The 9,221-nt window shown below is 34.6% G+C and carries 2 protein-coding genes; both read right to left on the reverse strand.

The annotated features are described in order from the left end of the window. Positions 1-589: 589 nt before the first annotated feature. Entirely contained in the window at positions 590-4,372 is a 3,783-nt protein-coding gene (locus H6F39_RS19695) for a TaqI-like C-terminal specificity domain-containing protein (protein WP_190397272.1), read from the reverse strand. Between the two features lie 250 nt (positions 4,373-4,622). Beyond that, on the reverse strand, positions 4,623-9,221 hold a 4,599-nt coding region (locus H6F39_RS21065; protein ID WP_199291004.1), incomplete at its 5' end, for an Ig-like domain-containing protein.

The raw sequence follows: 9,221 nt of genomic DNA on the forward strand, positions 1-9,221 counted from the left end.
GAAATAGTTGATAAAGTTATTTCTGTTGCTCTCGATTTGATGAATCCTCAACATTTAAAAAATTGGTTCACTAATTGTTGTTACTGTACCTCATAACACCGGGAAGTGCTGTAATAATAAAACTCTTGTGGTGCGGGCATCTTGCCCGCACAAAGTGTACCTCACTCAAGCCGAACTTGCTTTATCTTTTAGATACAGCAGTTATCCGTTTATGAAGTACAGATATTAATAATAAAACTCTTGTGGTGCGGGCATACTTCGACCAATCTCAGTACAAGTCTTGCCCGCACAAAGTGTACCTCACTCAAGCCGAACTTGCTTTATCTTTTAGATACAGCAGTTATCCGTTTATGAAGTACAGATATTAATAATAAAACTCTTGTGGTGCGGGCATACTTCGACCAATCTCAGTACAAGTCTTGCCCGCACAAAGTGTACCTCACTCAAGCCGAACTTGCTTTATCTTTTAGATACAGCAGTTATCCGTTTATGAAGTACAGATATTAATAATAAAACTCTTGTGGTGCGGGCATCTTGCCCGCACAAGGTGTACCTCACTCAAAGCTACTTGCTGTAAGATTTGTGGTGTTTATCCTGCTATAATTTTTATCTCTTCTGCTGTTAGTTCGTAAAGTTGATAAACTAACTGATCTATTTCTGCTTCTAATGCAGTTGTATCTGCTTTTGGATCTGATTTTTTAGCGGTGAGGATTTGATTAACTATTTTTTCTAATAACAATTCTTCAGTTTCCGTAGGTTCTTTAATGGGTAACATTTCAATTTTATACTTTTTCCATCTATTTGTACCCATTCCTGTAGTAGTTGAAATCTGGTTAAAATACCATTCTGATAGTTTTGAATTTAAAATTGCTAACAAATATTTAAGTTTCTCACCAGTCATTAAAAATGTAGTAGCTTCAGCATAATAGTTAGAGTCATCAAAAGCAAATTTGGGTTGATCAGAAATTTCACCCCAAACAATTTTAGGTTTATGAAAATCTTCTAAATAAGCGCAATTTCTAAGATTTGTCCAATGCTTACCCTGATCTTGTCGTTGTTTTATTTCAGGAAGAAAAGAAAGCAGATAATTATAGATAAATGGATAATTTTCTTTAACTTTAATTCTCTCAATATTATTTTTTGCAACTCCATTATGTGTATTAATTAGATAAAATCCAGAAAATTCATAACTATATTTTTTTAAGTCTCTACCTCTTAAAATTGGCTGAATTATTTCAGCAGAATTAGAGCTTTCAGCAATTAATTGATTTTTAGTTTCTTCATTGATAATAAAAGCTGCATTTAGTCCAGTAAGCAAACCTCTATTAATATTAATATCAAATTCTTTTAAAAGTTTAGAGGATTGCTCTATTTTTTGTTTCAAACTTACGGTTTCTTCATTACCGATAATCCATTCTGATGTATTAGGTATTATAAATTGAAAACAATGTTTATCGAAATACTCATTTAATGAAGAACCGATAAGATAATTATTATTGAGACTAGCAACATCAAAAAATTCATTAACTTGATCTTTTTTCAAGATGATAATATTTGATTCTACAGTAGCTTCCTCAAAAATTTGCATATCTTCGATATTTAATAAAGTCTGAGGTTGCAGATTTTCAATTAAATATTTTTTCAGTAAATCACCATAAATAGTTTTTAACCAAGAATTAGAAGTAATGTAAGTTAAAAATCCTTCTTTTCTTAATAAACAACTTCCTTTCTCGTAAAACAAGCAATAAATATCTGCACCCTTTGTATAAGTTTGATAATTATTTTCAAAATAAGCCGTTTGATTTTTTTCTTTAATTTTAGATAGTGAAATATAAGGAGGATTTCCAATTACGACATCAAAACCGATAAAATCACCTTCATCATTCAAAACTTCAGGAAATTCAAACCGCCATTCAAAAGCATTTTGATAAAATTTACCGCTTTTTTTATCTTCAATTTCAGCATTGAGTTGATTAATTTCTTGTTCTAACTTTTCTTGCTTTTTTTGACGACTTTTTGCTTCTGCTTTACTTTCTACAAATAATGACTTTTGATCTCGTAAATGACGAAGTTCTGCAATTTTTTGATTTCGTTTCTCTATGTTCGGATCATTGCTACTAATTTCTGTGCTTATATTACCCTTAATATCATTAATTAATCGTTCCATTTCCTGTTTTTGATCTTTATTATCAGGGTGGAGATAGGTTTTTATAGCATTTCTATAACTTTCAATATTCCAATCGCTTTTTTTCAAAATCGTCCGTAAATCCCAATTTAAAGGAAAACGACTAATTAAAGAATTACCAGTTTTAATATTAATATCAATATTTGGTAAAGTTTGTAGTTCTCCTAAATTCCCCTCTCCTTGTAGGAGAGGGGTTAGGGGTGAGGTCTTATAATAAGCATTCTTTAAAAGTTCAATCCACAAACGTAACCGACAAATTTTTACTGAGTTAGGATTTATATCTACACCAAATAAACAATTTTCAATAATTGTCTGTTTTTCATAAAAAAGTGTTTCTTGTATGCGTCTACTTTCTGGATTTTTAGGATTATATGTGAAAAATTTTCCGTCATCATCTGTAATAATTAACTCATCATTTTCGATTTCTAGATGATAATCTCTTAAAGTTCTACCTTGTTTATCAAGTAAAATTTTTAACTCACTTTTAATAGTAATAATTTCATTTAAAGCTGAAACTAAAAAATGTCCAGAACCGACTGCTGGATCACAAATTTTTAAACTATTAATAATCTGATTAGCTTCTTTTTTATCTGTAATTCTATCATATAATTCATCCATATTTTTACAGTTCCAACCTTTAATTTCCCTGAACTTCTGTAAAACTGCTCTGCGGATAGTTTCCCGACACATATACATAGTAATAAAGCCAGGAGTGAAGAAAGAACCATCTTTATAACCGTTAATTTTTTCAAAAATCAACCCTAAAACAGACGCATTAATCAACGTTTTATTTTCTTCTTGAATTTGTTCTGTACCTTCACTACTAAAATCGTAAGCATCAAGAAATTCAAAAATATATTCTAGTGCTTTTAATTTTCCTGTACGTTTATGATCATGATTATCTTTAAGAACTGTATGATTAAAAATAGAAAGTTTCTCATCATTGACTAAATTACTAATAACTATTGTTTGATGTTCAATTTCTGATACTTCAAATAAAGAACTATTCAAATAAGGAATATTAGCAACAAGATTTTTTATATGTTCTTCTCTTTCCTCTGGTCTATGAGATAAAACACCAAAAAATAAACGGTTGAGATTACTAAAATCTTGAATTTTTGCTAAATTGAGAAATGCAAAAGACTTATTACCTTGATGATAGTTGATTAATTGAGATTCTAATAATTTTAAAAAGAGAATGCGATTAATCCAAGTAATAGCTAATTCTAAACTAATATTAAAAAGTCTATCTTCGTTGTTTTCTCCAAATTGTTCTGAATTTTCTAATCTATCAATCTTGCGTAATTCTTGCAACCGAGTCATAGTATTTTCAATTAATGAACCCTGTTCCCTTTCATGAATTGATTTACGCTGAATTAATTTTTTACTACCTTCTTTAATTTCGGTTAAACCAAGAATGTGTAGTAATTCACTATAAAAGTTTTTATTTAAACTATTACTATCATTAGTAGTAGGTAGCTTCAATAAATGCTGTGGTGAAAACAGCTTAAATAAAGGAATCAGTTTCTGATCATTTTCCGGATTTTGATTAATTAAATACTGTTGATAATCCCTAATATCAAAATGTGTAAAAACTAATTGATTTTGAATTTCATCTATTGCGGGTTGAGCAATTTCTTGATAAAAAAAATCAGTACGAGAATTAGATAGACGTTTTTCTTCAAAATCAGTAAATTGCTTAACTAATTGTGTATTCTGAGCAAACAAATTTTCAAAAATTGTCGCATCAAAAACAAACCATTCATAAACATTAGTAGCAATTAAATATTTAATTTCTGGATTTTTATTTGTAATCCGTTCTCGTAAAAAGTATAAAACTAATTGTTGTAATGCTTTAGTATTTAAATTATCAACCTTGAGCATTTCATTGTTATTTACCTTTTTAGCTTCTAAAATCACACCAACACTGCTTTTAGTATCTTTGCCATTATAAATTACTAGGTCATTATTTGCTTTAATATTGATTAAGTAATCAGCACCATAATAGGTATTTTTCAAAAAATCAGTAAGAATATTTTTATGAAATTCCTCTCTTTCATTTTCATCAATTTGATTAATTAGTGTAATCAGATTCCTTTTAAATATCTCAAACTCATTTCTAATTGGTTTAATTCTCAGAAATCCTTTGTTTAATGCTTGTCTAGGTTGAATTTTATTGTTAATCATATTGAATTACCAAAAATTATCAAATAAATAATAATTTTTTTATTAATAAATATTTCTTTTCCTATTGTAGCATTGAATTAAAATCAAGAAATATATTGTAATGTTTTTTAACAAATTTTAAGCCATAAAATATCCGACTTCTGAAAGAAGATGTTTGAAAAATTTGAGGCAAATATAATATTGCTTTGTCGTGTTAAAGTTGGGCTGTTTGTCCACCCTATTTTATTGGTATTTTAAAGGTTCTAAAATACTAAACCAATGCAGTGGTAAAGTTACTAATTCCCAGAGTGCCAGTTAAACCTGTTACCTCAATAATAGCATCAGTAGTGCTATCAAATCCGGCTGTAGCATCATTAATAGCCACAAAGGTACGGCTACCAAAGGAGAATTGAGCAGCAGCTTTAGCACCGAAATTAACAGTGGTTAACTTAGCTGTAATGGCTGTTGGATCAAGTGTTGTCACAATTCCGGCATTAGAGAATCCGCTGCGGGCAGTAGAAACAAGGAATAAATCATTACTAACATTAGCATTAAACTCCGTAATCACATCAAAGCTACTGAAAACGGAATCAGCTAAATTACGGTAGTCAAAACGATCAATACCTGCACCACCATTGAGGTTGTCCTTACCTAAGCCACCGTTAAGGATGTTATTGGCGCTGTTACCTATGATGAGGTTATTACCATCATTACCAGTCCCTTTAATTGCGGCTGTTCCTGTTAATGTCAGGTTTTCGATATTGGGTAAGGTGGCAATAGTAAAAGTAACACTAGATTGAATGGTATCTGTTCCCTCTCCCACATTTTCACTAATGATGTCAGTGGTGGTATCCACAACGTAGATATCGTTACCTAAACCACCAATGAGGGTATCAATACCTGCACCACCATTCAGGTTGTCGTCACCTAAACCAGCCATGAGGATGTTATTGGCGCTGTTACCTATGATGAGGTTATTACCAGTATTCCCTGTGCCGTTAATTGCGGCTGTTCCTGTTAATGTCAGGTTTTCGATATTGGGTAAGGTGGTAATAGTAAAAGTAACACTAGATTGAATGGTATCTGTCCCTTCATTAGTATTTTCCGTAATGGTATCGGTGATTGTATCCACAACATAGATATCGTTACCAATTCCACCAATGAGAGTATCAATACCTGCACCACCATTGAGGTTGTCGTCACCTAAACCACCAATGAGAGTATCGTCGCCAATGCCGCCGTTGAGGGTATCATTGCCCCCTTTGCCTTCAATATAGTCATTGTTGGCAGTTCCCGTGAGACTGTTGTTAGTGTCGTTACCAATAAAGTCGTCGTTTTGAATAGTGCCTACAGCAGTGGCGGCGGTGAGGGTTGCACCATTGCTGGGGTTGGAGAGGGTGACTTTAAATTGTTCGCTAGTCTCTTGGGTAATATCACCTTGCGGGTTGACGGTAATAATTTTAGAGGTTTCACCTGGGGCGAAGGTCAGGGTTGCTGATGGGAATGTTCCGCCAAAATCTGTAGCATCAGCAGGATTAGTACCTCTTCCTGTGACTACCCAATTAACGGTATTTGTGCCTGTGGTTGCACCTAATCGGGTGACGGTGAAAGTAAAGGCTTTATTGCCAGAATTGCCCTCGGTTTGCACTGCATTGGTGGGTGCGATCGCCAAGGCAGTATCATCGTTTTGAATAGTTCCCGTTGCCGTGGCCGTGGTGATGACACCGCCATTAGTAGGATTGGAAAGGGTGACAATAAAGTTTTCATCGGGTTCAATGGTGCTATCTCCACGGACATTCACTGTAATTACCTTGGATGTTTGATTCGCAGCAAAAGTCACGGTTCCTGATGGGAATGTTCCGCCAAAATCTGTAGCATTAGCAGGATTATTACCTCTTCCTGTGACTACCCAATTAACGGTATTTGTGCCTGTGGTTGCACCCAATCGAGTCACGGTGAAAGTAAAGGCTTTATAGCCCGAATTACCCTCGGTTTGCACTGCATTGGTGGGTGCGATCGCTAAGACTGGTAGAACTGTATTATTAATAGTTACTGTCCCACCATTATTGTAGATTCCATTTGCATCACCATTATCCGCAGTTCCTCCTGTTATGGGAGTCGCTAAATTATTCGCAAATTGACCGGCATTAATGAAAATTGATCCTGTATTTTCGTTGTAGATAGCACCAGCGTAAGCATTTCCATTGCTACCATTGCTTCCAGGGTTTCCATTAGGTTTATACTCATAGAAAATATACCCATCAATCTGAAAACGGGTCACTCCCCCCAGCCCACCATTTCCACCAGTTCCGCCTTGAGATCCAGTTACTTTATTGTTTTCAATTAGACTATTAGAGATAGTCAGTGTACCACTATTGTAAATTGCACCACCTTTCCCATCTTCACCATTTTCACCATTTTTACCATTTTCACCTGGTGTGGCAACAGGACCTGCTCCGTAATAACCTGCGAAGTAAGTTACCCAACTGTCCCGGCCATTTGCACCATTAGCTCCATTAGCTCCTCTTGCACCAACACTTTGGTTATTGATGAAATCACTATCAAGGATGGTAAGTGTGCCGTTATTTGCCAAAGCACCCCCATAACTTCCTAGTCCTTTGTTAATCGTCACTCCTGACAAAATAACGGTTGCTCCCGAATGGACTTGAAAGAAACGATCTAAACTATTAGCATCGAGAATTGTTTTATTTTTACCTTGTCCTCGAATAGTCAGAGTTTTATTTTGAAGCTTAATATCAAGATCCCCTGTGGCGGCTAAATCTTCATTTGCTCCATTAATGGCTAATGTGTATGTTCCTTCCCCAAGGGTGATTGTACTATCAATGTTGGCATTATTGGCTTGGATAATTGCTTCTCGTAAAGACAACAAACCATCGGTGTAATTGATTGTATCTTGTGTTGTTGTCACAACTGCATTAGGGGGAGCATTAACTAAAACAGTTACAGTTGATTGTGTGGTAACAAAGCCATCATTGACTTTGTAAATAAAGGTATCTGGTCCAGAAAAATTAGCTTTTGGGGTATAAGTTAACTGATTATTGAGTTTGGTAATTGTCCCCCCAAATGTTGAAGTGTTCTGGAAGCTTTCAAAATTTATGATATCACCGTTGTTATCCCTATTATTGGTGAGAATTGCAAAAGTGATAGCAGTATTCATGGGAGTATTCAAACGCTCATTAACTGCTGGGGGGGCATCATTAACAACATTAAGAGTAACAGTTGCTTGTTCTTTGACAAAGCCATCTGTAATAGTATAGGTAAAGCTATCTTGACCTGTAAATCCAGCAATAGGATGATAAATTAAACGATCATCGCTTAAATCAGTAAATGTTCCATTATTATCACGAGTGATAGTTACTCCCTTAACTGAAGTTGTCTGAAAATCATCTAACCAAATTGATTGAGATTTTAAGAGTTTATCATTGTTTAAAACATTCAGATTCAAGGAAACATTCTTACTGACTGAAACCGTATCATTTAACAGGGGATTGATAACAGTAACATTAGAAAAATTGATTGTTGCTCCTGGATGAATTTGAAACAAATTCGCCAAATTAGTGGCAGTAATAAAGGTTTGATTAGCTCCTTGACCTTGAATAGTTACACGACCACCACGGGGTAAAATATCCAAATCTCCCGTAGCGGCAAAATTATCATCAGCGTCACCACTAAAGTTCAAATTATAGGTTTGTGCGCCCAAAATGATGGTATTATCTAAACCATTTTGATTTGCTTCTATCACCGCTTCCCGAAGGGACAATACACCGTCACTAGCATTAACAATATCTTGATTTGTGGTGACATTAATATTAGTTGCTGTTGATTTATTGACAACTTTTAAGGTGAGTTTATTGTTAAACCACTGTGGTACAAACTGGAGAGTTGAGTTAATGTCTAACCCTGTAAAATTAAGGTTAGATAAGAAGCTCAAGGAATCGTAAGTTAAAACATCAAAGGTACTACCAAGGGTGGGAGTAAAGTTATTCAGTAGACTAACATTCAATGTTCCATCAAAAGTGGCATTTCCATTAATATCAACTTGGTCAAAGTTCGTTCCTGCGGTACTTCCCCCCAGTTGAATATTAATACTGGCGCTGTTGGTTTCGGTGTAGTCACCATTAATGGTTAAGCGACCAAATTCGGTATTACTTACATAACGAGGATTGAGTAAACCGGAATTTGTCACCCCAATGTTAATACTACCATTACCTTCTATACTGCCACCGTTAATATTTAAGGCATTGCTAAAGGTAACAGTGCCTCCTTTGAGAACTAAATTGGCGTTGTTGTGGGTGTAACTATTGCTGAAATTCAGGTTTCCCAAATTCGCTTCAACTGTTCCCGTATTATTAAAAGCTACCCCAATTGTCGCTGTATCTGCGGTGGTTTTTTTGAAAGTTCCAGAGTTGTTCAATGTGCCGATAATACTATCGTCGTAATCGTCAACAATCCGCCCTACTTGAAATTCAATAGTTCCGGTATTATTGAGTTGGGTATTTAGATATTTGTAAACATAATAATAATAATCACCACCAATGGTTAAATAACCGCTATTAGTAATAATGTTTGCACTCTCAAAAGTTCCTCCAATCCAATTACTTGCTAGGGCTGCTAAAGTCCAATTTCCATCTGCTTTGAGCGTTCCACCGCTAATCAAAAACTTGCCACTACCATTGATTCTTGCTGCGTTGGTAAATGTATAAACTGAATCATTAATTTCTAGTGTTTTACCACTGGTGATGTTAAATGTTCCACTATTCACTCCTCCACCAGAAAGGACTAAAGTTCCTGCTTCGACATTGACTGTTCCCGTATTATTAAAAGCTACCCCAATTGTCGCTGTATCTGC

This window comes from Dolichospermum sp. FACHB-1250 (genome assembly GCF_014696335.1).
Classification (GTDB): Bacteria; Cyanobacteriota; Cyanobacteriia; order Cyanobacteriales; family Nostocaceae; genus Dolichospermum; species Dolichospermum planctonicum.